This window comes from Sulfitobacter sp. 1A12056 (assembly GCF_043558125.1).
In the GTDB taxonomy this organism is placed as follows: domain Bacteria; phylum Pseudomonadota; class Alphaproteobacteria; order Rhodobacterales; family Rhodobacteraceae; genus Sulfitobacter; species Sulfitobacter faviae.
Window position 1 is genome coordinate 14848 of the sequence record NZ_JBIFFY010000004.1, and the last position, 23014, is coordinate 37861.

Sequence of the window (23014 nt, forward strand, 5' to 3'; positions counted from 1 at the left end):
AACGCCGCAGCCACCGGCAGGTTCCCGCCTTAGAAGACCGTGCCCTGCGCCGCTTGGCTGGCAACCTCTTGAAACAGCCCGCCGGTTTGCGCGTGAAATGCTGCCAATGCGACGACGACCAGCCCAAGCGCATTCGCGCCCACAACGATCCAGTCGACCGGCTTTGCGGGTGTCGCGCTGTCTTTGGCGTGCTGCTGGCTCATCTCACCCTCCCGGGCCTTTGCGGTTGCGACGATGCTGAAGGCTGATTGTGGCATCAATGTGTAGCTTGGGGGCCAAGACTGGGGTCTGATGCGATTATTTCAAGTTTATTCAGCTTGGCGGCTCGAAAACGCCGGTGCATAACTTTTCCATGAACAGTAAATCTGATCCGCGCCCCGTTGGGCCCCTTGTCGAGAATTGGTCCGAGCCGCCGCGCCCGGGGGGTGAGGTGCTCACCGGCCGTCATGTAGTGTTGGAACCGCTTTCGGCCGAGAAACACGCGGCGCTGCTTTACCCCGCCTATGTGGGGGAGGATCACGTTTGGGATTATCTGCCCTACGGGCCATTCTCTTCGGCGGCGCAGTACCACCGCTGGGTGCGCGACAATGCGGAAAAGGCCGATCCCTATTTCATGGCCGTAAAGGACCGCGCGCGGGATCAATGGCTCGGCGTGGCGAGTTTCCTGCGGATCAAGCCCGAGGCGGGCAGTATCGAAGTGGGCCATATCAACTTTAGCCCCGCGCTTCAGCGGACCCCGGCGGCGACCGAGGCGATATTCCTGATGATGCAATGGGCCTTTGAGGCGGGCTATCGCAGGTTCGAGTGGAAGTGCGATGCGCTGAACCGTCCGTCGCGCCGCGCGGCGCAGCGTCTGGGGCTGAGTTATGAGGGCGTCTTTCGGCAGGCGACCATCGTCAAAGGGCGCAATCGCGACACGGCTTGGTTCGCCGCGATCGACACGGAATGGCCCGCGCTGAAAGAGGCGTTCGAGGTCTGGCTTGCCCCCGGCAATTTCGACGGGCAGGGGCAGCAGAAAGAGCGGCTTGGCGATCTGACCCGCCTTGTCCGGGTGGCGGGGGATCCGACGCTTTAACCCGTCAGGCTAGATCGCCAGCTTTTCAGCAAGGCGGTGCTGGATCATCCCGGTGATGGCTGCGGTCTCTGGCCCCGCAGGTTGGCCCAGGGCGCGTTTATGGGCCAAGGCGCGGGCAGCTTCTTCCAAACGTTGGTCATTGGCCGAACGGGCCACCCCGCACAGGAATTGCGCGACGTAATCCAGCGTTTGATTGTCGGGCGCGTCCCCCAGCACGTCAGCGATATGGGCAATGTCATCTTGGAAACCGATCCGGTCGGGGGTGACATCCTCATCCGGCAGGATGCGCGGCCCCCGGGGGCGGCGGTCGTCGGACAGCGCGGGGAGGATGGCTTGCTGAAAGGAGGACAGCGAGGTGATCGGCTTGGACAGGAACCCATCCACCCCCGCCGCGCGGGCGTCAGGCTCCATATGGCTGTCGCCGGAGATGGCGATGATCGCCTCGACCCGCGGTGTGCTTTGCATCAGTTCGGCAATCAGGTCCAACCCGCTGCCATCGGGCAGGCCAAGGTCGACCAACGCCACGCTGGGGCGGTAGACCTGCAAATGCCGCCGGGCCGAGCGCAGGCAGTCCGCCCGTCTGATCCGCGCGCCCGAGCGCAAGCAGAGCAGGCGCATCGCCTCACAGGCGAAACGGCTGTCTTCGACCACCAGAACGGTAAGGCCCAGCAATGGCCGCTCCGCCGTGGGGGTGAGGGTCGGTCTTTCAAAGGGGTCGGTATCGTCCATCATCGCCTCCAACAACAACTGCAGCGCCATCGTTACGCCGCGTTGGCTAATGACGCGTTAACGTGACGCATTGTTGTTTACCGGGGCGGCGGGCATAAAGCTGGCAAATCACGAGGAGCATTCAGGATGATCGGACGTCTTAACCATGTGGCCATCGCGGTGCCGGATCTCGAAGCGGCGGCGGATCAGTATCGCCACGCGCTTGGTGCCAAGGTCGGCGCGCCGCAGGCCGAACCGGACCACGGGGTGACCGTGATCTTCATCGAACTGCCGAACACCAAGATCGAATTGCTGCATCCCTTGGGCGAAGACAGCCCGATCAACGGCTTTCTGGAAAAGAACCCCGCAGGCGGCATCCACCACATCTGCTATGAGGTCGAAGACATCCTCGCCGCGCGGGACCATCTGAAATCCACCGGCGCGCGTGTCTTGGGCTCAGGCGAGCCGAAGATCGGGGCCCATGGCAAGCCGGTGTTGTTCCTGCATCCCAAGGATTTCAACGGCGCGCTCGTCGAGCTTGAGGAGGTCTGATCATGGGTATCGTTTCGGGGCTCGTCCTCTTTGCCGTCATCTGGTCGATGACATTTCTGATCGCCCTGCCGATCCGGGTGCAAACCCAAGGCGACGCGGGCGAGGTGGTGCCGGGCACCCATGCGGGCGCGCCCGAGCAGCATCATCTGGGCCGCAAGGCGCTGTGGACCACGCTGGTCGCCGCGATCATCTGGGCGATCAGCGCGACGATCATTCTGTCGGGCTGGATCAGCGTGGCGGATATCGAAGGCTGGCTGCATCCGAATGCGGCACCAACGCATGGTACAGGTGGGTAAAGGTCGCCGCCCCTAGGATCGGGATCAGCAGGTTCAGCAGCGGCACCGAAAGCGGCACCGCCATCAGCACCCCGGCCATCCAGATCGTGCCCGCATGGCGGCGACGCAGGCGCTTGGTCTCGTCCCGCCCGTGGCGGCGCAGCGCGGCGAGGGTGAAATACTCCCGCCCCAGCAGAAACCCGTTCAGCCCCCAGAAGATGAACAGCGCCGCCGGGGCGAAGAGCAGGTAGAGCACCAGCGCCAGCAGGTTCGCCCCTACCAACACGCCCATGAAATTGACCGTGTCGCGGATGGCGTCGCCCATGCCGACTTGGTTCGCGGGGGGCAAGTGCGGGTAGTGCACCTCTTCCACCGCATCTGCCACCTCATCGAGAAACATCGAGGTGATCGCCGAGGCCACGGGCACCATCAGGAAGACCGAAAGCACCATGAGCAGGATCAGCGCGCTCCAGCTCAGCAGATCGTCGAGCCAGTTGACCTCGCCCAGCACGGGCAGCCAAGCGTCTTCGGGGGTGACCCAATCCACCAGATAGGCAAAGCCCGCTGTGGCCGCGATCAGCAGCGCCAGCGACAGGCCCACGCCCAAGAGCACCACCTTGCGAAAGCGCGCATCGCCCAATTGGCCAAGCGCGCGGGTGAATGACCTGAGGATCGCGTTTACAGCCATGTGGTGATCCCGTCGATGTCCGGGCGCGGACGCTCCGGCGGGGCGGTGGTTTCGGTGCCGATGTGAATGATGCCCGCGATGCGCTCATGCGGGGCGAGGGCCAAGCCCTCTTCCATAAAGCCCCGGTCATGGGCGGGCCAACCGCTCAGCCAATTGGCGCCCCAGCCTGCGGCGAGGGCGGCATTCAGAAGCGCGAGGCAAACCGCCCCGGCGGAATAGGTCTGCTCCAGCGGCGGAATTTTGGGAGAGGGCTTTTGCACCTCGATCACCGCCACGGCAAGGTTGCCCTGATCGAACTGGCCACGCCCCTTGGCGATATCCTCGGCCCCAAGGCCAAGCGCCGCGCCGCGTGTCTCTACCACACCTGCCAAACGCGCCATCGCGGCACGGTCGATGACCACGAAACGCCAGGGCTCCAACTTGCCATGATCCGGCGTGCGCGCAGCGGCGGTCAGAAGCGGGCGCAGGGCCTCGGCATCGGGCACCGGCAGGCCCAGCGTCTTGGCCGGGCGCGAGCGGCGGTTTTGCAAAAAGGCGAGGGCGGAAGGATCAGCTACGGGCATCGGGGTCTCTCACAGGTCCAGTTGCTGCGCCATATCGTCAATCGACTGGCGGAGGAAGGCATCAAAGGCGGGCGAGGGTTGGCGCGCATTCAGCGACCGCGCCATCGGGTCCGGCGCGTCAATCGCGCTGCCGCTCAGCGCGGCGATGGTGGCATGGCCGCAGAAGGGGACATAGGCCTCGGAATAGCCGCCCTCATGCACCAGCACCAGCTTGCCATCGCAAAGCCGCTCGGCGGTGCTGCGGATGCGTTTGGTCATCTCGGCAAAGGTTTCGGCGGTGGCCTGCATTCGCGCCAGCGGGTCGATGATCGCCGCGTCATAGCCGCAGGCGACGATGATCATGTCGGGGGCGAAAGCCTCGATCGCCGGGATCACAACGCGGTCCATCGCATGAAGATAGGCGGTATGGCCCGAGCCTGCGTGCATCGGCAGGTTGATGTTATAGCCTTCGCCCGCCCCGCGTCCGCGCTCCGTCAGGCCGCCGGTGTCGATGGGGTAATTCCCCTCTTGGTGGAGCGAGATGGTCAGCACGTCATCGCGGTCATAATAGATCGCCTCGGTCCCATTGCCGTGATGCACGTCCCAATCCAGCACAACGACGCGCTTTGCCAGCCCCTTGGCCTGCGCGGCCTCAATGGCGATGGCGATATTGGCGAGAAGGCAGAAACCGTTGGGCAGGTCCGGCAGGCAGTGGTGCCCCGGCGGGCGGCTGAGGGCATAGGCGTTCTGAAGCTCGCCCCGCGCCACGGCATCGACGGCGGCGATGGACAGCCCGGCAGAGAGCGCCGCCAGTTCATAGCCGCCACGGGCGAAGGGCACCGCATGGCCCAACTCACCACCTCCCGCATCCGAGAGGCGTTTGAAGTCATCAAGATAGGTTTCGGGATGCACCCGCGCCAAGGCCTCACGGCTGGCGGGGGCAGCGTTGCGGGTGTCGAGTTCGGCGAAGAGCCCGGTCACCTCCATCAGGTTCTTCATCCGGCGCTTGGTCTCGGGGTTTTCCGGCAGGCCCCCGGCGGCGAGGGGCTGCACCAGCCCGCCCACCGGCATGGTAAAGACGTAGTTGCCCCCTGCGTGCCAAAAGCAGCGTTCGTCCCAGAAAAAACCTGTGGTCATCTTGTGCTCCCCTTCATCCTTGCGGGGAAGGTGGCGCAGGGCGGCGGGATTGTCCATGGCGCGGGGGGCTCACGCGGGCGGTGGCGCGTGAGGTGGGTGCGGGATTTGGTATTTGAGAAAGGATGAAGGGGGGGAGGGGGGGCGCTTTGGGTGGAAATCGTAGGGCTTGGGGTGGCCCTAGCGCCTTTGGGGGGCGCTAGGGGTTTTGGTGGTTAGCCGACCATGCCGACGATCTCATAGGTGCGTTTGAGGATCGGGGCGGTGATCTCGCGCGCTTGTTCCGCACCGCGGGCGAGGATGCGGTCGATCTCGGCCGGGTCGGCCATCAGGCGCTGCATTTCGGCGGTGATCGGGCCCATTCTGGAGACGGCCAGTTCCGCCAGCGCAGGCTTGAAGGTGCCGAATTGCTGGCCGCCGACTTCCGCCAGCACCTGATCGACGGATTGGTCGCTGAGGGCGGCGTAGATGTTCACGAGGTTGCGCGCCTCGGGGCGGTCCTTCAGGCCCTCAGCCTCGGACGGGAGGGCGTCGGGGTCGGTCTTGGCCTTGCGGAACTTCTTGGCGATCGTGTCGGCATCGTCGGTCAGGTTAATGCGGCTCGCGGGCGAGGGGTCGGACTTCGACATTTTCTTGGACCCGTCGCGCAGGGACATGACGCGGGTGGCCGCGCCTTCGATCACCGGTTCGGTGAGCGGGAAGAAGTCGACGCCGTAGTCGTGGTTGAACTTCGCGGCGATGTCGCGGGTCAGCTCAAGGTGCTGTTTCTGGTCCTCGCCCACCGGCACATGGGTGGCGTGGTAGATCAGGATGTCGGCGGCCATCAGCGCGGGGTAGGCGAAAAGGCCCAGCGAAGCGGCTTCGGCGTTTTTGCCGGCCTTGTCCTTCCACTGGGTCATGCGCCCCATCCAGCCCATGCGCGCGACGCAGTTGAAGACCCAAGCCAGCTGCGCGTGCTCAGGCACTTGGCTTTGGTTGATTAGGATGGATTTTTCAGGGTCGATGCCCGAGGCGATGAAACCGGCGCAGAGCTCGCGGGTGCTTTTCTTCAGGTCCGCCGGGTCTTGCCAGACCGTGATCGCATGCAGGTCCACCATGCAGTAGATCGATTGCACGCCCTTTTCCTGCGCATCGGCGAACCGTTTCAGCGCGCCGAGGTAGTTGCCCAGATGCAGGTCGCCCGAGGGCTGAATGCCGGAAAACACGCGCGGGGTGAATTGGGTCTCGGACATCTGGAGGCACCTCTGGGCTGGAAAGTCTTGCGCGGCAGGCTTACTTCTGGCCGCGAACCCCGTCAAGGAGCGCCCATGCAAGACCCAGACCTCCAGCCCCCCGTGAACCCGCTGCCGCCCGCGGTTGTCATTCTGTTTCTGGCCATCGCCGGGGTCGAGGTGGTGCTCTCTTTGGCCGAGGCCGGGCTGGTGGGTGGCCCCGCTGCCGTAGGCTGGCGACTAGCGCTGGTGCGCGACTTTGGCTTTTCGGGGCTGATCTTTGACGCGATGATCGGGGCAGGCCAGTACCCGATCGAACATATCTGGCGGGTGGTGACTTACCCCTTCATCCATCTGGGCTTTACCCATGCGATCTTTGCCGTGGTGCTGCTATTGGCTCTGGGCAAGATGGTGGCCGAGGCGATGGGGCAACTGGCCTTTCTGGTGATCTTCGTGCTGTCGGGCATTGGCGGGGCGTTGGTTTACGGCGCGCTATTGAACGATCCGGTTTGGCTCGCCGGGGCCTATCCCAATGTTTACGGGCTGATCGGCGGCTATAGTTTCGTGATGTGGCGGCGGTTGCTGGGCTCGGGCGGGCCGCAGTATCAGGCCTTTACGCTGATCGGGCTGCTGATGGGGTTGCAGCTGTTCTGGGGTATGTTTTTCGAGACTGGCTTTCTCTGGGTGGCGGAACTGGCCGGGTTCATCTGTGGTTTCGGGCTGAGCTTTCTGGTCGCGCCCGGGGAATGGGCGCGACTGCGGGCGCGGTTGCAGCAGCGTTAACCGCGCCGCATTGCCGATTTGAACTCCGACAGGCGGAATGCGCCGATCAGCTGGCCGACACCGAAGTAGCTGAGTGCCGCGATGATAAGCAGCAGCACCAGCGCCAGCCCGCGCCACCACGGCAGGCCAAGCATCGGTTGCAGCGCAGCATTGCCCAGCCAGAGCGCGCCGCCCATGGCGACAGAGGCGATGAGGATGCGCCAGATGCGTTTGTGAAACCGCGCGTCGAATTTAACGGCGTCGCCAAAGCGCCGTGCGCCGATGGCGAGGCAGGCAAACATCGCCCAGCCCGCCAGCGTCGTGGCGACCGCCGGGGCGATCCAGCCGATGAAGGGGGCAAGGCCGATGGCGAGCGCTGCGTTCACCACCATGGCGATCACAGCGAAATGGAAGGGGCGGCGGGTGTCTTCGCGCGCGAAATAGACCGGTTGCAGGATTTTTTGCAGCACGAAGGAGGGCAGGCCGAGGCCGTAAACCATTACCGCCGTGGCAATCGCGGCGGTGTCATCGACGCCCGAGGCGCCGCGCTCGAACAGCACGGTGACCAGCGCGAAGGGGATCACGATCAGCGCGACCGACGAGGGGATCGTCAGCGCCAGCGAAATCTCGGCGGCGCGGCTGAGCGCGGTTTGCGCGCCTGCGTCGTCTCCGGCCCGCAGGCGGCGCGACAGGTCGGGCAGCAGCACGATGCCCACGGCGATGCCCACCACGCCTAAGGGCAGTTGATAAAGGCGGTCGGCGGCGAAGAGCCATGAGACGGCCTTGTCATATTGGCTGGCCACCAATTGCCCGACCACGAGGTTGATCTGCATCACGCCCGAGGCCAGCGCAGCGGGCAGGGCAATGACGATCATCGCGCGCATGTCGGGGGTCCAGCGCGGGCGGGAGGGGCGCAGCGGGAAACCCGCTTGGGCCGCGGCGCGCCATGTCAGCGCCAGCTGTGCCACACCGGCGACGGGGATCGACCAGATCAGCCAAAGCGCCACTTCGCCCCCGGTAAGCGCGGCAAAGGTCATGGCGGCGATGACGAAGATGTTCAAGAGCACCGGTGCTGCGGCGGCCACGGCAAAGCGCCCGGTGGCGTTGAGGATGCCTGAGAACAGCGCCGAGAGCGACATGCAGAGGATATAGGGAAAGGCGATGCGGCCAAAGGCGACCGTCATGTCAAAGCGCGGGTCTCCGACGAAACCTTCGGCAGTCAGCCAGACCAGACCGGGCATGAAAATCATGCCCAAAGCGGTCAGCGCCAGCACCGCCAACGATAGGCCGTTAAACGCATCGCGGGCGAATGTCCCGGCGCCTTCCTCCCCCTCCAGCTTTTTGGCGAACATCGGCACGAAGGCCGCGTTGAACGCGCCCTCGGCAAAGAAGCGGCGGAACATATTGGGCAGGCGAAAGGCGGCGACGAAAGCGTCCATGACAGGGCCGGGCCCGATGAGCGACAGCAGCAGCACTTCGCGCAGGAAGCCAAGCACACGGCTCAGCAGGGTCCAGACCCCGACAGTGAAAAAGCCGGACATAAGACGGATAGGTTTCATCGGAGGAGCCTTAAATTGCGCTGCGGTGATCCCTAGCGCGGGCGCTCATCCGGTGCAATCGCGGTGAGCGGTGCTGAATGGCCCCGCCCGCCGCTTTGGCAAGCCGGCGCTTATCCCCCCGTGGGGTAGATGAACCCGTTGATCGGATAGGTGCTGCCAAAGGCGCCGGGCTGGCTTTCCAAGCGGACGGCGGACCAGTCGTTGTCGTCGGACACGTCAATCACGGCCATTTTCAGCGACACTTCGTTGCGCTTCCAATTGGCGTGATCCACCCGGATTTCGCGGGGTGAGACGATATCGGAAACCACAGCGATATGGCCCATCGGCATGGAGCGGGTGGCGCTGAAGGCCATCACAGCACCGACGACGGGATCATCGCCGCGCGGGTAAAGCCCCTTGGCCTTGCCCCACCATGTCTCCGCATTGCCGCGAATCTGGATGCCGCTGACATTGCGGGCGAAGGGCACGCACCAAACGCGCTGGCCCTTGGCGCGCATGTCTTTGGCGGTCTGCACGGCCATGAAATGCCGCTGGGGATCGATGCCGCCGAAATCATAGGTCTGCGGGAGGTCAGGCGCATTGGCGCAGGCTGCCGTGAGAAGAAGTGTGGCGCAAAGGGCCATCAGGCCCCGGTTCGGCGGTGCGGCGCGTGTCACGCTCATATGTCCCTCATTCATGGAATCCCGTCTCAGCGGCGGGTTGCAGGGATTTTGAGGATCTGATGCGCAAAGCAAAGCGACCAAAGAGCGGCTGGCGGAAACCCGCCGATGAGGCGGAGGCGGGGGCTAGCCCTCCGCCCGCTCCACCCCTGCGGCAATCGCTTCGCGCAGGCGTTTCTCCAAGGTGCGCTGCTTGGCCTCGGTATAGTATTTCAGGCCGAACATATCCTTGACGTAGAAAGTATCGACCACCTGTTCGCCATAGGTCGCGATCACCGCATTGGCGATATAGACGTTGGAGGCCGCCAAGGTGCGCGTCAGATCATAGAGCAGACCGGGCCGGTCGCGGGTGTCGACCTCGATGATCGTGTAGATTTCCGAACCTTCGTTGTCGAAGGTGATATGTGTGGGCACTTTGAAAGCGCGCTCGCGCTTCTTGACCTTGTCGCGGGATTTCAGCGCGTCGCGGGCAACGATCTCACCGCGCAGGGTCTTGAGGATCATCTCGCGCAGCCGCGGCAGGCGGCTGGCCTCATAGGGCTGATCTTCGCTGTCCTGAATCCAGAAAGCGTCAGTTACGAAACCGTCCTTCGTCGTGTAGCTGCGCGCATCCACCACATTGGCGCCGACCAGCGCCAGCGCGCCTGCAAGCCGGGCAAAGATGCCGGGGTGATCGGCCATGACGAAACAGGCCCGCGTCGCACCGCGGTCTTCGTCGGGGTGCAGATCAATGCGGATATCGTCATTGCCGATGTCGCGCAGCAGTTCCGCAAAGGCGACATGCGCGGTGACATGCAGACCCTGCCAATAGGGCGGATAATGGCGGGCCGTCTCGCGTTGCAGGTGTTTGCGCGGCCAATCGGAGAGCGCGGCGCGCAGGGCTTTCTTGGCCTCCGCGCCTCGGTTTTCGCGGTTGAGGTCTTCGAGCCCGGTTTCCAGCGCCCGCTCGGTCTGGCGATAGAGCGCGCGGATCAGCACCGCTTTCCAATTGTTCCACGTGTTCGGCCCGACGCCGCGAATGTCGCAGACCGTCAGCACGCAGAGCAGGTCGAGCCGTTTGACCGTCTGCACTGCCTTGGCAAAGTCACGCACCGTGCGCGGATCGGCGATGTCGCGTTTCTGGGCCATGTCGGACATCAGCAAGTGATAGCGCACCAGCCATTCCACCGTGTCGACCTCATCGCGTTTCAGCCCCAGCCGCGGGCCAATGCGCCGTGCCAGTTTCGCGCCGATGATGGAATGGTCCTCGGGCCGCCCCTTTCCGATGTCATGCAGCAGCAGGGCCACATAGAGCACCTTGCGGTTCACCCCACGTTTCAGGATCGAAGAGGCAACGGGCAATTCCTCTTCCAGCTCGCCCTTCTCAATCCGGGCGAGGTTGGCGATACATTGGATGGTGTGTTCGTCGACGGTGTAGGAATGATACATGTTGAACTGCATCATCGCGACGATCGGCTCGAACTCAGGGATGAAGGCGCCCAAGACGCCCAATTCGTTCATCCGCCGCAGGGAGCGTTCGGGATTGCCGTGTTTCAGCAGCAGATCAAGGAAGATGCGGCGCGCCTCGGGCGTGCGACGCATGTCATCGTCGATCAGCGCGAGGTTTGCCTTGATCAGACGCATCGCATCGGGGTGGATCAACATCCCCGTGCGCAGCGCCTCTTCAAAGATGCGCAACAGGTTCAGCTTGTCTTGCAGAAACTCTTCGTCGTCCTTCACCGCGATGCGGTTGTGGACCACCTGAAACCCTTCGCGGATTTTCGGGCGGCGGCGGAAGATGCGTTCCAGCAGCGGCTCGGCCTTCATATGCGACGCCTCTAGCCCGCTGACGAAGATACGGGTCAGATCCCCCACCGCGGTGGCATGGCGGAAATAGGCCTGCATGAAGATCTCGACGCCCCGCCGGCCCCCGATATCCTGATAGCCCATGGCTTGAGCGACCTGCACCTGCATGTCGAAGGTCAACTGTTCCGTCGCACGTCCCGCGATCAGGTGAAGGTGCCCGCGCACGGCCCAGAGAAAGGCCTCGGCCTCGCGGAAAGTGTCGTATTCATCGGCGCGGAAGACGCCGAGATCGACCAGATCCGCGACCCGGTCGACGTCATGGATGAACTTGGCGATCCAGAACAGCGAATGCAGATCGCGCAGCCCGCCTTTGCCTTCTTTGACGTTGGGCTCGACCATATAGCGCTCACCCTGTTTCAGGTGGCGGTTGTCGCGCTCTTCAAGTTTCGCTTCGATGAAATCCTTTCCCGCGCCTGAGAAAAGTTCGTTCTTGAGCCGTTCGGAAAGCTCTTGCGCAAGGATCACATCGCCGTCGATGAAACGGTTTTCCAGCAGGGCGGTCTGAATGGTGAAATCATCCGCTCCCAGCCGCAGGCAGTCTTCGAAGGTGCGCGTGGCGTGGCCGACCTTCAGCTTCAAATCCCACAGGATGTAGAGCATCGATTCGATCACGCTCTCCGACCATGCGGTGGCCTTGTAGGGAATGAGGAACAGCAGATCGACATCGGAAAAGGGCGCCATCTCTCCCCGGCCATAGCCGCCGACGCCAATCATGGCGAGCCGTTCACCCTCGGTCGGGTTCGGGTTGGGGTGCAGCACCTGCGTGGCAATCTGCAAGACGCAGCGCAGCAGTTGGTCGGTGAGATAGGTGTAGGAAGAGGTCATCGCCCGCGCGTCGAAGGGCGATTCAGCAAAGCCCGCCGCGATGGCCTTGCGGCCCGCCTGCTGGGCTTCTTGGATCAGGGGAACGATCTCGGCCCTGAGGGCCGCGCCCTCCAGCGTGCTGTCGCGCTGGGCGAGGGCCTGCCAGATGGCCGTGTCGTCAAAGATTTGCTCGGGCGCGCAAATCAGGCGCGGGTGTCGACGCGCGCCTGATGTTGTTGTCGGTTTCGCGAGGTCCAATTCAGAAACCAGCTCCGCCAAAGCCGCGCGGTGCCGGGTCTAGCACGACGACGCGGTTGTCGCGGATCGTGGCCACGGCCAAGGCGCGTTCGTTGGTGCCATCGCGGCGCAGGCGGAAGATGCCGCTGGCGCCTTGGAAGCCCGCCCCTTGGGTCAGCGCGGCCCCGGAAAGCGCGTTGGATTTGCCGCCCTTCACCAAGGAGCCGATCGCCGCGATCCCGTCAAATGCCAGCCCGGCCAGAGGGTGCGGATCACTGCCATAGGCCGCGGTGTAACGGTTGGAGAAGGCACCGCTCGCCGCCCTGTCGGGCAGGGCGAACCAGCCGCCCTGAACGCCGGGCAGTTCCAGCGTTTGGGCGGGGATGTCCCAACGGGTCAGGCCGACATATTGCGTGGTGGCCGATTGGATACCAGCCTCGGGCAGAAGCTGCGCGAAGAGCGGCAGAGCACTGGCCGAGGAGGTGGTGAGGAAGAGCGCATTGGCGCCGCTGCCTTCGATGGTCGCTTTGACGCGCGGCACGGCGGCCACGACCGACTCTTGGCTCAGCGCGTAATCGACGGTGCCTGCCAGCGTCGCGCCATTGGCGCTGATCGCCTGAACGATCGCGTCACGGCCCAACTGTCCGGCAAGGTCCTGACCATGCAGCACGACCATTTTGTCTTTGCCGTTGCGCTTGGCAAAGCTCACCAACCGGTTGGCGGTATTGGCAAAAGTCGGCCCAAGCACGAAAACATTGCCGCCCGCGATGGTTGGGTTGTTCGAGAAGGAGATCACGTTGACCCCGGAGGAGGCCACGGCCACCCCAGCCGCATTGGCCGCTTCGCCGTAAACGGGGCCAAGGATGATCTTGGCCCCTTCATTCACCGCCTGCGCAGCGACGGATGCGGCTGTGCTGGCATTGCCTGCGGTGCCATAAACGCGCAGGTCGATCTGGACGCCATCCAGATCGCGCATCGCAAGACGCGCGGCGTTTTCGAGGTTCTTGGCCAGCAACTCATCACCGGCCGTGCCGCCCCGCGGAACCAAGAGCGCCACGGGGACGGGGGCCGCAGGGTCAATGCGCGGGCCGCCGGAATTGGCGCCGCCCGTGGCGACAGGCTGACAGGCCGCCAGCAGGACCGCGAAGAGCGGCAGCAAGAGCAGGTGCATCTTCTTGCGGATGGCGCGGAAACAGGCAATCATTTGTATTCACTCCCCGGTGGTGGCAAGACGACGATGGTCGCCGGAACATGGCCGCGATCATAGTGACTGCGAAAGGCGGGTCCAGCGTTGAAATTTGACAAGACAGAGCTAGCCCCGGGACTTTATTTCGTGGGCGTCCCCATCGGCACCGCACGCGATATCACGCTGCGCGCGCTCGACACGCTGGCCTCGGCGGATCTGCTGGCGGCAGAGGACACGCGCAGCCTGCGGCGGCTGATGGAAATTCATGGGGTGCCGCTTGATGGGCGCAAGGTGCTGGCGCTGCACGATCACAGCGGTACATCGGTGCAAGAGCGGCTGATCGCGGCCATCTGCGAGGGCAAATCAGTCGCCTATGCGTCAGAGGCGGGCATGCCGCTGATCGCCGATCCGGGGTTTGAATTAAGCCGCGCCGCAGCCGAAGCGGGCGTGATGCAGACCTGCGCGCCGGGACCATCGGCCGTGCTGACCGCGCTGGCCTTGGGCGCCCTGCCGACGGATGCATTTTTCTTTGCGGGCTTCCTGCCCAATAGTAAATCGGCACGCATCGCGGCGCTGGAAAAGCTGCGCGACGTGCCGGGGACACTAGTTTTCTACGAATCGCCCAAACGGCTCGGCGCCATGCTGCGCGATGCGGCAACCGCACTGGGCGCGGGGCGCAAAGCGGCAATGTGCCGGGAGTTGACCAAGAAATTCGAAGAGATTCAGCGCGATACCCTAGAAAACCTCGCCGAGCTTTATCAAGCGAAGGCTCCGAAAGGCGAAGTGGTGGTGCTGATTGATCGCAGCCGTTCAGACTCTGTTAATCACCTTGACCTAGAAACAGATTTGCAACGGGCGCTTACAGATATGTCGATGCGTGACGCTGTCGATTTGGTGGCGCAGGCCCATGGCCTGCCGCGGCGGCAGGTCTATCAAGCGGCATTGGCGCTCGGCAAAGGTTAGAACATGGGTCGGAGCAATGAAAATGGTGCAGGGTGATACGGGGATACGAACTGCGACCAAGCGCCAACGGGGGCGCATGGCCTATCACGCCGGGATCGCTGCCGAGAACCGCATCGCGCAAGACTATGAAAGGCGCGGTTTTGCCATCGCGCGCCGCCGTTGGCGGGGCCGCGCTGGTGAAATTGATTTGATCCTGCGCGATGGGGCTGCCTTGATCTTTGTCGAGGTGAAACAAAGCCGTAGTTTCGCACGGGCCGCCGAAAGCCTTTCTGCCCGACAGATGCAGCGCATCTACCGCTCCGCCGAGGAATTTCTTGCTGGCGAACCTGCAGGAAGCCTGACCGAGGTGCGCTTTGACGTGGCGCTTGTCGATGGGCAGGGGGCCACCGAAATCATCGAAAACGCCTTTGGCCACGGCTAACCCATTGCGCATAGGCCCCTGCTGCGCCATCTAAGAAGCGATCCCAGAAGCCTGCACCGTCGGTCCGGGTCGGATCACGACAAAGGTAAGCAGCGGGGGACGCCGATGAAAATCGCCTTTCAAATGGACCCGATCGGGGACGTGAACATCAATGCCGACAGCAGCTTTCGGCTGGCCGAAGAGGCGCAGGCGCGGGGGCATGAGCTGTTCTTCTACACGCCCGATCATCTGGCGTACCAAGAGGGGCGGATCACCGCGCGGGGTTATGACTTTACCGTGCAGCGCGTGCAGGGCGATCACGCCCGGTTCGGAGAAGAGCGCGAGGTCGATTTGGCGGATTTCGACGTGGTCTGGCTGCGCCAAGACCCGCCTTTCGACATGCATTACATCACCTCGACCCACCTGCTGGACCGGCTGAAAGAAACCACCTTAGTGGTCAACGATCCCTTTTGGGTCCGCAATTACCCCGAAAAACTTCTGGTGCTCGACTTTCCCGATCTGACGCCGCCCACCACGATTGCGCGTGATCTTTCGACCATCAAAGCCTTTAAGGCGAAGCATGGCGATGTGATTCTGAAACCGCTTTACGGCAATGGCGGGGCCGGTGTGTTCCGGCTGGATGCCAACGACCGCAACCTCACCTCCCTGCATGAATTGTTCACCGGTTTCTCGCGTGAGCCGCTGATCGTTCAGAAATTCCTGCCTGCCGTGTCCAAGGGTGACAAGCGCGTCATCCTCGTGGACGGGGAGCCGGTGGGCGCGATCAACCGCGTCCCGGCGGAGGGCGAGACGCGGTCGAACATGCATGTCGGCGGGCGGCCTGAGAAGGTCGGGTTGACCGAGCGCGATCTGGAGATCTGCGCCGCCATCGGGCCATTGCTTAAAGAAAAGGGCCAAATCTTTGTCGGGATCGATGTGATCGGTGATTATCTGACCGAGATCAACGTGACCTCTCCCACCGGCATTCAAGAGATGGAACGGTTCGATGGCGAGAATATCGCCGGAAAAATCTGGGAGGCGATCGAGGCCAAGCGCGGGTGAGCCTGCGCCAGCATCTTCTGAACCGCTACCTGCGTCTGACAGAGAAACCTTTGCTGGCGCATGCAAACCCGCAATTCCTGCGGGCCACGATGGAGATGCAAGCGCGGCTCTTTTTCAACGGGCCGCGCGAGGTGCATGCGGAATGGCGTGATCTGCCGGGGGCGGGATCGGCGCTTTGGCTTACGCCGCCTCAGGCCTCGCAAGGGCGTGTGATCCTCTACGTTCATGGCGGCGGGTTCGTGTTTGGCAGCCCGGCGACGCACCGGGCGATGGTCGCGCGCCTATCTCTGCTGACTGGCGCGCGGGCGGTGCTGCCGCGCTATGCGCGCGTGCCGGAAGCGGCCTTTCCCAAACCTGCGCAAGACATTCGCGCGGCGTGGGATGCGCTGTGTCAAATGGGCATCGCCGCGGGGGACATCGTGATTGGCGGCGACAGCGCGGGCGGCGCGCTGGTTTTCGATCTTTTGGCGCAGCTTTGCCGCGAGGGGGTGGCGCTGCCTGCTGGCGCCTTTGGGCTTTCCCCCTTGTTGGACCTGACGTTTTCAGGCCCGAGTTTCACTCAGAATGCCGAAAGCGACGTGTTGTTGCCCGCCGCCCGCGCGACGGAAATGGCGCGGCTCTATCTTCAGGGGCAGGATGCGGAGAGCCCCCGGGCGAGTCCCATTCTCGCGGATTTCAAAGGCGCACCGCCCGTCTGGCTCACCGTAAGTGACAGCGAAATCCTGCGTGATGATAGCCGCCGATTGGCGGCCCGTCTGCGCGAAGCGGGCGTGTCGACCACTTTGCAGGAGCTCCATGACCTGCCGCATGTCTGGCCGCTGTTTCAGAACCACCTGCCCGAGGCGCGGCAGAGCCTTGCGGCCCTCGCCGATTGGATCAATGCCCTGCCGTCGGATCGGGCAGGCGAAAACTGATCGCCTCGGCCATATGGGGGCGGCGGACCTCGGGTTCCCCCGCGAGGTCGGCGATGGTGCGCGCGACACGCATGACCCGGTGATACCCGCGCGCCGACAGGGAAAACCGTTCTGCTGCGCGCAGAAGCAGCGTGCGTGCTTCGGCATCCGGGCTGACGACGGTTTCAAGCAAGTCAGTCGCCGCATCAGCATTGGCCGAAATCCCGTCATGCGGCGCGTAGCGCGTGGATTGAAGCGCCCGCGCGGCGGCGACCCTTGCCGCGACCTCGGCCGAGGTCTCGCCGTTGGCGGGCAGGTTGAGGTCGCTGTAGCTGACGGGCGGCACGTCGACGCGCAGATCGAACCGGTCCATCAGCGGGCCGGAGATACGCCCGAGATAGTCTTCCCCGCAAGCCGGGACACGGGCGCAGGCGCGGGCCGGGTCGGGCAGGTAGCCGCATTTGCAGGGGTTTGCCGCCGCGACGAGCATAAAGCGGCAGGGGTATTTCACATGGGCATTGGCGCGCGCGATCATGACCTCGCCGGTCTCGATCGGTTGGCGCAGGGTTTCGAGGACGGTGCGGTTGAACTCGGGGAACTCATCCATGAACAGCACGCCGTTATGGGCCAGAGATGCCTCCCCCGGACGCGCCTGCCGACCGCCGCCGATGATCGCAGCCATGGAGGCCGTGTGATGCGGCTCGCGGAAAGGGCGGCTGCGGGAAATGCCGCCCTCATCCAGCAGCCCGGCGAGGGAGTGGATCATTGAGGTCTCCAGCGCCTCGGATGCCGTCAGCGGCGGCAGGATGCCGGGCAGCCGCGCGGCCAGCATGGATTTGCCCGACCCCGGCGTGCCGACCAGCATCAGGTGATGCCGCCCGGCGGCGGCGATCTCCAACGCGCGTTTGGCGCGTTCTTGGCCCTTAACCTCGCGCAGGTCGCGGCCCGCCAATGTGAGGGGCACCTCGCCCGGCTCGGCGGGGGCGATCGGTACTTGCCCAGTGTAGTGGCGCACCACATCGCCCAGATTGGCGGCGGCGATGACCTGTGTCTTGCCCACCCATGCGGCCTCCGCCCCCGACCCCGCGGGGCAGAGCAGGCTGCGGTCCTCGGCGGCGGCGGCCATGGCGGCGGGCAGGGCGCCGACCACGGGCATCAGTGTCCCATCGAGCGAAAGCTCCCCCAAGGCCACTACATTCTGGGTGATGTCATCGGGCAGGATATCGAGGGCCGAGAGCAGCGCCAGCGCGATGGGCAGGTCGAAATGGCTGCCTTCCTTGGGCAGGTCGGCGGGGGAGAGGTTGACGGTGATGCGTTTGGACGGCAGCGCGATGGCCAAGGCGCTGAGCGCCGTGCGCACCCGGTCGCGGGCTTCCGACACGGCCTTGTCCGCCAGTCCGACGATCGAAAAGCCCGGCAGCCCGGCGGTGACCGCGCATTGCACCTCGACGATGCGCGCGTCGACCCCTTGAAATGCGACCGTATAGGCCCGCGATACCATTACCCCTGCTCCGTCTTGCTATGGTTAATCGGTAGGCAAGAGGGGTTTAGGAATGGTTAACGGCACTGTGGGTCAGGGCGTATGATTGATCCCTTCAACCCGCCATTGGCCGTTGTCGTGGGACAGATGCGTCACCGAGAGGTTGTCGATCTTATGGGCCATCGCCTCCAGCGGGCCGCCACCTTGGGCCTGCTGCACCTGCGTGAGGATCACGCCGAAATGGGCCACGGCGATCACATGGGCATTGGGGTGGGCCGCGTTGATCCGTGCCACAACTCGGTCGACGCGCGCCTTGGTCTGGTTCCAGCTTTCGCCCTCGGGGGCCATGACATCGCCGGGGGTCTCCCAATAGGCGCGGCTGAGGTCCGGGTCACGCGCGGCGACTTCGGAAAAATGCAGCCCGTCCCAAGCGCCGAAATGCAGCTCGCGCAGCTCATGCTCATGGGGCAGGCGGCGGCGGGCGGGCTGGGCCAGCGCATCCGCCGTATGCACAGCGCGGATCAGGTCCGAGGAGACGAGCAGCGCCTCGTCCGGCAGATGCAGGTTCAACCGCGCCAGTCGGGGCGCATCGGAAAGGTCCGCCGGGACATCGCGCCAGCCGACGAAGTTCTTCTCATGGGTCGGGCCGTGGCGCACCCAGTGCCAAATGGTCATGGCATCTCCCCTTTCAACAGTTGCGGCAGGCCGACGACGACCTGCACCACCGTTTCTGCCTCGGCGGCCAAGGCGATGTTGAGCCGCCCCTGCGCCTCGCGGAATTGGCGCGCCATGGCGTTCTCGGGCACGATCCCTTGGCCGACCTCGTTCGAGACCACGATCCAATACGCGGCGCAGCCCCGCAGGGCCTGCAAAAGCTGCGCCTGCGCGGCCTCCAGATCGCTGCCTTCCATCAGGTGATTGCTCAGCCACATGGTTGCGCAGTCGATCAGCACGATTTCGCCGGCGGGCAGTTTCGCCAGCGGTTCGGTCAGATCGAGCGGGCATTCGACGGTGCGCCACCCCGCATCGCGCCTTGCTTGATGCTTGTTCACGCGTTCTTGAACTTCGTCATCCCATATGCGACCGGTGGCGAGGTAAGTCTTTGACATGCCGCTGGAATTTACGAGGGCCTCTGCCCATTCCGACTTGCCCGAGGCCGCCCCACCTAGGGCAAAGGTAGTTCTAGGCAACATCTTCTCACCAAATATTTGAACCAAATGGCATGTCTCTGCGTATCTCCACCAAAGGCCCATCACAAGGTGCGCCGCGCATTTCTCAAGGGGGATACCAAATGTCATTGCAAACCGCTCGCGAATTTTCACTCACCCGCACCGCAATGAAGGCCGAATTGCTCGATGCCGAAACGGAGTTGGAATTGGCCTATGCGTGGCGCGATCACCGGGATGAGGCCGCGTTGCACCGTTTGATCACCGCCTACATGCGTCTGGCGATTTCGATGGCCGGCAAGTTCAAGCGTTACGGCGCGCCGATGAACGATCTGATCCAAGAGGCCGGTCTGGGCCTGATGAAAGCCGCCGACAAATTCGACCCCGACCGCGGCGTGCGTTTCTCGACCTATGCGGTCTGGTGGATCAAGGCGAGCATTCAAGACCATGTGATGCGCAATTGGTCGATGGTGCGGACAGGGTCGACCTCCTCTCAGAAATCGTTGTTCTTCAACATGCGCCGCGTGCAGGCTCGGTTGGAGCGTGAGGCCACGGCCATGGGCGAGACGCTGGATAAGCACCAGCTGCGCCAGATGATCTCGACCGAGATCGGCGTGCCGCTGCATGATGTCGAGATGATGGAAGGCCGTCTGTCGGGCTCGGACTATTCGCTGAACGCCACGCAGAGCGCTGAGGATGAGGGCCGCGAGTGGATCGAAGCACTGGCTGACGAAAGCGCGCAGGCGGCGGAGCGTGTCGAGGAAGAGCATGACACGGCGCAGTTGCGGAACTGGTTGCTGGCGGCAATGCAGGGCCTGTCCGAGCGCGAGCAATTCATCGTGCGCGAACGTAAACTGCGGGATCCGGCGCGTACCTTGGAAAGCCTTGGTGACGAACTCAGCCTCAGCAAAGAGCGGGTCCGCCAGCTTGAGGCCGCGGCCTTTGGCAAGATGCGCAAGTCCCTCGAGATGCAATCGCGTGAGGTCTTTGCCTTTCTGGCCTAACCCCGCATCGCGATCCCTTCCGGGGCTGGCAGATTTCGCCGCCCCGGATTAAGGTCTCCCCAACGCAAACGGGGGGCCTTTATGCTGTCGGGCAAACATATTCTGCTGATCATCGGCGGCGGCATTGCCGCCTATAAATCCCTCGATCTGATCCGGCGTCTGCGCGAGCGTGGGGCCAAGGTAACGCCGGTGCTGACCCGTGCGGGCGAAGAGTTCGTCACCCCACTTTCCGTATCCGCCCTGACCGGGGTGAAGGTCTTTAGCGATCTCTTCGACCTCGGTGATGAGGCCGAGATGGGGCATATCCAACTGAGCCGCGCGGCGGACCTTTTGGTGGTCGCCCCCGCCACGGCAGACCTGATGGCCAAGATGGCGCAGGGGGCTGCGAATGATCTGGCCTCGACGCTGCTTTTGGCCACCGATACGCCGGTGCTGCTGGCACCTGCGATGAACGTGCGGATGTGGCAGCACGCCGCGACGCAGCGCAACATCGCCACCCTGCGCGGCGATGGCATCGCCATGGTCGGACCGAACGACGGAGATATGGCCTGCGGTGAATACGGGCCGGGACGGATGGCCGAACCGCTTGAGATTGTCGCGGCAGTCGAGGCGCGGCTTGGGCAGGGGCCGCTTGCGGGCAAGCGCATCCTCGTCACCTCCGGCCCCACCCATGAGCCGATCGACCCGGTGCGCTATATCGCCAACCGCTCTTCCGGGGCGCAGGGCACAGCCATCGCGCGGGCGCTGGCGGATCTGGGGGCTGAGGTCGTCTTTGTCACCGGCCCCGCCGAGGTCGTCCCGCCCGAGGGCGTCGAGGTGGTGCCGGTGCAAACGGCGCAAGAGATGATGCAGGCGGTAGAGGTCGCACTGCCCGCCGATGCCGCCGTCTTTGCCGCCGCGGTGGCCGATTGGCATGTGCAGGGGGCAGGGGACCGTAAGCTGAAGAAATCTAAAGACGGGCTGCCCAGCCTGTCTTTCGCGGAAAACCCCGACATCCTGAAAACCGTCAGCCAGCGTGGCGAAGGCCGCCCGCCGCTTGTCGTGGGCTTTGCCGCCGAGACCGACGACGTGCTGGCCCATGCCACCGCGAAACGCGTGCGCAAGGGCTGTGACTGGATCGTCGCCAATGACGTCTCCCCCGCCACCGGCATCATGGGCGGGCGCGAGAATGCCGTGACGCTGATCACCGAGGCCGGGGCCGAGGATTGGCCGCGCATGGGCAAAGATGCCGTGGCCGCCCGTCTGGCCGAACGTATCGCCGCAGCACTTGCCTGAGGGGGCGCTATGACTACGATCAAACTCTGCTGGGCCGAGGGCGCGGACCGCAGCCTGCCATTGCCCGCCTATGAAAGCGCCGGGGCCGCGGGGGCGGACCTGCGGGCCAATCTGCCCGGCGGCGCCGTCGATCTGGCCCCCGGCGCGCGGGCGCTGATCTCCACCGGGTTGCAGATGGCGATCCCGCAGGGGTTCGAGGTGCAGATCCGCCCACGCTCGGGTCTCGCGCTGAAGCATGGGATCACCCTGATCAACAGCCCCGGCACCATCGACAGCGATTATCGCGGCGTCGTGGGGGTGATCATGGGTAACATGGGGGCGGAGGCCTTCACCGTCGAACATGGCATGCGCATCGCGCAGATGGTCGTGGCTCCGGTGGTGCAGACGGGCTTCGATCTGGCCGAGCGCCTTGATGAGACCCCGCGCGGCGCGGGCGGGTTTGGCTCGACGGGGGCGCAGTGATGCTGGCTGTTTTGATCATCGCGGCGGCGCTTTGGTTTGGCGGCGGCTTCCTTGGCCTGCCGCGCGGGCTGCGCGCGGGGCTGGTCGGGCTGATGTATCTGGCGCTGGTCGCGCTGCATCTGCTGTTTCCGGCCACCCATCCGCTGCGGCTCGCCACCGGCGGCAGCGCCGCGCCTTGGCTGCTCTTGGGCGGTTTCGTCGTGCTGGTGCTGCTCTACCGGCAGGGGCTGGCGACCCTGCGCGCGCGCGCCACGCCGGACGCGCCGACTGAAGCCCCCACCTCGGGCCGTTTTTCGGAGAGTGAGTTGAACCGCTACGCCCGGCACATCGTGCTGCGTGAGGTCGGCGGCCCCGGGCAGAAGGCGCTGAAGAACGCGAAAGTGCTGGTGATCGGCGCGGGCGGTCTCGGCGCGCCGGTGCTACAGTACCTCGCTGCGGCGGGGGTCGGCACCATTGGGGTGATCGACGATGACGCAGTCGAAAACGCCAACCTGCAAAGGCAGGTGATCCATAAGGATGCTTCCATCGGTATGCCAAAGGTCTTCTCGGCGGAGGCCGAGATGCTGGCCCAGAACCCCCATGTCACCGTGCGCCCCTACCACCGCCGCCTGACCGACGAGATCGCCGAGGAGCTCGTGGCCGACTATGACCTCGTGCTCGACGGGACCGACAATTTCGACACCCGCTACCGGGTGAACGCGGCCTGCGTCGCGACGGCCACGCCGCTCATCTCGGGCGCGCTCAGCCAGTGGGAAGGGCAGCTCAGCGTCTTCGATCCCGCCCGCGGCGCGCCCTGTTATCGTTGCATCTTCCCCGAGGCGCCGGCGGCGGGGCTTGCGCCCTCCTGCGCCGAGGCCGGGGTGATCGGCCCGTTGCCCGGCGTGATCGGCACGATGATGGCGCTGGAGGCCGTGAAGCTCATCACCGGGGCAGGCAGCGTCTTGCGCGGCGAGATGATGATCTACGACGGGCTTTACGGCGAGACCCGCAAGATCGGGCTCAAACGCCGCGCGGGCTGCGAAACCTGCGGCGGGTGATTGCAAGTCACCCCGGCGCGCCCCATCTTGGGCGC

At 64.4% G+C, this 23014-nt stretch carries 25 protein-coding genes; 12 read left to right on the forward strand and 13 right to left on the reverse strand.

Translation table 11 applies throughout. The features are described 5' to 3' along the window. Window positions 1–29: 29 nt before the first annotated feature. Entirely contained in the window at window positions 30–203 is a 174-nt protein-coding gene (locus ACGYLD_RS09830; RefSeq protein WP_271692370.1) for a hypothetical protein, read from the reverse strand. Window positions 204–352: 149 nt separating this feature from the next. Between ACGYLD_RS09830 and ACGYLD_RS09835 the strand changes: the two genes are divergently transcribed. Beyond that, the gene (locus ACGYLD_RS09835; RefSeq protein ID WP_271692368.1) at window positions 353–1075 is read left to right on the forward strand and encodes a GNAT family N-acetyltransferase; all 723 of its coding nucleotides are present in this window, start codon (window positions 353–355) and stop codon (window positions 1073–1075) included. A gap of 9 nt (window positions 1076–1084) precedes the next feature. Here the strand turns inward: ACGYLD_RS09835 and ACGYLD_RS09840 are convergent, their stop codons facing one another. Then, entirely contained in the window at window positions 1085–1804 is a 720-nt protein-coding gene (locus ACGYLD_RS09840) for a response regulator (RefSeq protein ID WP_394402541.1), read from the reverse strand. A gap of 126 nt (window positions 1805–1930) precedes the next feature. Here ACGYLD_RS09840 and mce point away from each other — a divergent pair, with 126 nt between their 5' ends. After that, entirely contained in the window at window positions 1931–2335 is a 405-nt protein-coding gene (mce, locus tag ACGYLD_RS09845) for a methylmalonyl-CoA epimerase (RefSeq protein WP_067261515.1), read from the forward strand. Between the two features lie 2 nt (window positions 2336–2337). Then, the gene (locus ACGYLD_RS09850; protein ID WP_067261517.1) at window positions 2338–2631 is read left to right on the forward strand and encodes a DUF1467 family protein; all 294 of its coding nucleotides are present in this window, start codon (window positions 2338–2340) and stop codon (window positions 2629–2631) included. Here ACGYLD_RS09850 and ACGYLD_RS09855 read toward each other — a convergent pair. The 4 genes from ACGYLD_RS09855 to trpS all read right to left on the reverse strand — a co-directional run bounded on the left by ACGYLD_RS09855 (window position 2564) and on the right by trpS (window position 6206). Next, window positions 2564–3298 carry an EI24 domain-containing protein gene (locus ACGYLD_RS09855; RefSeq protein WP_271692365.1) on the reverse strand — a complete coding sequence of 245 codons (735 nt, stop codon included), beginning with the start codon at window positions 3296–3298 and terminating at the stop codon, window positions 2564–2566. The two genes, ACGYLD_RS09850 and ACGYLD_RS09855, sit on opposite strands and share 68 nt — an antisense overlap. Then, a complete protein-coding gene (locus tag ACGYLD_RS09860) occupies window positions 3289–3861 on the reverse strand; it encodes a nitroreductase family protein (RefSeq protein WP_394402374.1) in 573 nt (190 codons plus the stop codon). Before ACGYLD_RS09860 ends, ACGYLD_RS09855 begins: the two co-directional genes overlap by 10 nt. Window positions 3862–3870: 9 nt before the next feature. Beyond that, on the reverse strand, window positions 3871–4977 hold the full coding sequence (locus ACGYLD_RS09865) for a class II histone deacetylase (protein WP_271692363.1): 1107 nt from the start codon (window positions 4975–4977) through the stop codon (window positions 3871–3873). A 212-nt stretch (window positions 4978–5189) separates the two neighbouring features. Next, complete coding sequence (trpS, locus tag ACGYLD_RS09870) at window positions 5190–6206, reverse strand: tryptophan--tRNA ligase (RefSeq protein WP_209217007.1); 1017 nt, start codon at window positions 6204–6206, stop codon at window positions 5190–5192. 75 nt (window positions 6207–6281) lie between these two features. Here trpS and ACGYLD_RS09875 point away from each other — a divergent pair, with 75 nt between their 5' ends. Continuing rightward, complete coding sequence (locus tag ACGYLD_RS09875) at window positions 6282–6968, forward strand: rhomboid family intramembrane serine protease (protein WP_271692362.1); 687 nt, start codon at window positions 6282–6284, stop codon at window positions 6966–6968. Here ACGYLD_RS09875 and murJ read toward each other — a convergent pair. The 4 genes from murJ to ACGYLD_RS09895 form a co-directional block, all read right to left on the reverse strand. After that, window positions 6965–8506 carry a murein biosynthesis integral membrane protein MurJ gene (murJ, locus tag ACGYLD_RS09880; RefSeq protein WP_271692361.1) on the reverse strand — a complete coding sequence of 514 codons (1542 nt, stop codon included), beginning with the start codon at window positions 8504–8506 and terminating at the stop codon, window positions 6965–6967. The two genes, ACGYLD_RS09875 and murJ, sit on opposite strands and share 4 nt — an antisense overlap. Before the next feature lie 110 nt (window positions 8507–8616). After that, window positions 8617–9168: a CHAP domain-containing protein gene (locus ACGYLD_RS09885; protein ID WP_271692360.1), complete on the reverse strand. Its 552-nt coding sequence runs from the start codon at window positions 9166–9168 to the stop codon at window positions 8617–8619. A 123-nt stretch (window positions 9169–9291) separates the two neighbouring features. Beyond that, window positions 9292–12072, reverse strand: a complete 2781-nt coding sequence (locus ACGYLD_RS09890) for a [protein-PII] uridylyltransferase (protein ID WP_271693857.1) — start codon at window positions 12070–12072, stop codon at window positions 9292–9294. Between the two features lies 1 nt (window position 12073). After that, window positions 12074–13255 carry a penicillin-binding protein activator gene (locus tag ACGYLD_RS09895; protein ID WP_271688939.1) on the reverse strand — a complete coding sequence of 394 codons (1182 nt, stop codon included), beginning with the start codon at window positions 13253–13255 and terminating at the stop codon, window positions 12074–12076. Between the two features lie 87 nt (window positions 13256–13342). Between ACGYLD_RS09895 and rsmI the strand changes: the two genes are divergently transcribed. The 4 genes from rsmI to ACGYLD_RS09915 all read left to right on the forward strand — a co-directional run bounded on the left by rsmI (window position 13343) and on the right by ACGYLD_RS09915 (window position 16576). Next, window positions 13343–14200, forward strand: a complete 858-nt coding sequence (gene rsmI / locus ACGYLD_RS09900; RefSeq protein WP_271692359.1) for a 16S rRNA (cytidine(1402)-2'-O)-methyltransferase — start codon at window positions 13343–13345, stop codon at window positions 14198–14200. Window positions 14201–14222: 22 nt separating this feature from the next. Further along, window positions 14223–14621 (forward strand): YraN family protein, encoded by a 399-nt coding sequence (locus tag ACGYLD_RS09905; RefSeq protein ID WP_271693856.1) that lies wholly within the window; start codon window positions 14223–14225, stop codon window positions 14619–14621. Between the two features lie 105 nt (window positions 14622–14726). Then, entirely contained in the window at window positions 14727–15662 is a 936-nt protein-coding gene (gene gshB, locus ACGYLD_RS09910) for a glutathione synthase (RefSeq protein WP_271692358.1), read from the forward strand. After that, window positions 15659–16576, forward strand: a complete 918-nt coding sequence (locus tag ACGYLD_RS09915) for an alpha/beta hydrolase (protein ID WP_271692357.1) — start codon at window positions 15659–15661, stop codon at window positions 16574–16576. Before gshB ends, ACGYLD_RS09915 begins: the two co-directional genes overlap by 4 nt. Here ACGYLD_RS09915 and ACGYLD_RS09920 read toward each other — a convergent pair. The 3 genes from ACGYLD_RS09920 to cobU all read right to left on the reverse strand — a co-directional run bounded on the left by ACGYLD_RS09920 (window position 16539) and on the right by cobU (window position 19333). Then, the gene (locus ACGYLD_RS09920) at window positions 16539–18056 is read right to left on the reverse strand and encodes a YifB family Mg chelatase-like AAA ATPase (RefSeq protein ID WP_271692356.1); all 1518 of its coding nucleotides are present in this window, start codon (window positions 18054–18056) and stop codon (window positions 16539–16541) included. The genes ACGYLD_RS09915 and ACGYLD_RS09920 overlap by 38 nt on opposite strands. Window positions 18057–18128: 72 nt before the next feature. Then, window positions 18129–18710 (reverse strand): histidine phosphatase family protein, encoded by a 582-nt coding sequence (locus ACGYLD_RS09925; protein ID WP_271692355.1) that lies wholly within the window; start codon window positions 18708–18710, stop codon window positions 18129–18131. Further along, window positions 18707–19333, reverse strand: coding sequence for a bifunctional adenosylcobinamide kinase/adenosylcobinamide-phosphate guanylyltransferase (cobU, locus tag ACGYLD_RS09930; RefSeq protein WP_394402382.1), 627 nt, complete (start codon window positions 19331–19333; stop codon window positions 18707–18709). Before cobU ends, ACGYLD_RS09925 begins: the two co-directional genes overlap by 4 nt. Here cobU and ACGYLD_RS09935 point away from each other — a divergent pair. The 4 genes from ACGYLD_RS09935 (at window position 19327) to ACGYLD_RS09950 (ending at window position 22979) form a co-directional block, all read left to right on the forward strand. After that, window positions 19327–20205: an RNA polymerase factor sigma-32 gene (locus tag ACGYLD_RS09935; protein ID WP_067265311.1), complete on the forward strand. Its 879-nt coding sequence runs from the start codon at window positions 19327–19329 to the stop codon at window positions 20203–20205. The genes cobU and ACGYLD_RS09935 overlap by 7 nt on opposite strands. Window positions 20206–20286: 81 nt before the next feature. After that, window positions 20287–21480 carry a bifunctional phosphopantothenoylcysteine decarboxylase/phosphopantothenate--cysteine ligase CoaBC gene (gene coaBC / locus ACGYLD_RS09940; protein WP_394402385.1) on the forward strand — a complete coding sequence of 398 codons (1194 nt, stop codon included), beginning with the start codon at window positions 20287–20289 and terminating at the stop codon, window positions 21478–21480. A 9-nt stretch (window positions 21481–21489) separates the two neighbouring features. Beyond that, a complete protein-coding gene (gene dut / locus ACGYLD_RS09945) occupies window positions 21490–21942 on the forward strand; it encodes a dUTP diphosphatase (protein ID WP_394402388.1) in 453 nt (150 codons plus the stop codon). Beyond that, window positions 21942–22979, forward strand: a complete 1038-nt coding sequence (locus ACGYLD_RS09950; protein ID WP_394402391.1) for a HesA/MoeB/ThiF family protein — start codon at window positions 21942–21944, stop codon at window positions 22977–22979. The genes dut and ACGYLD_RS09950 overlap by 1 nt, the downstream gene beginning before the upstream one ends. Window positions 22980–23014: the final 35 nt, after the last annotated feature.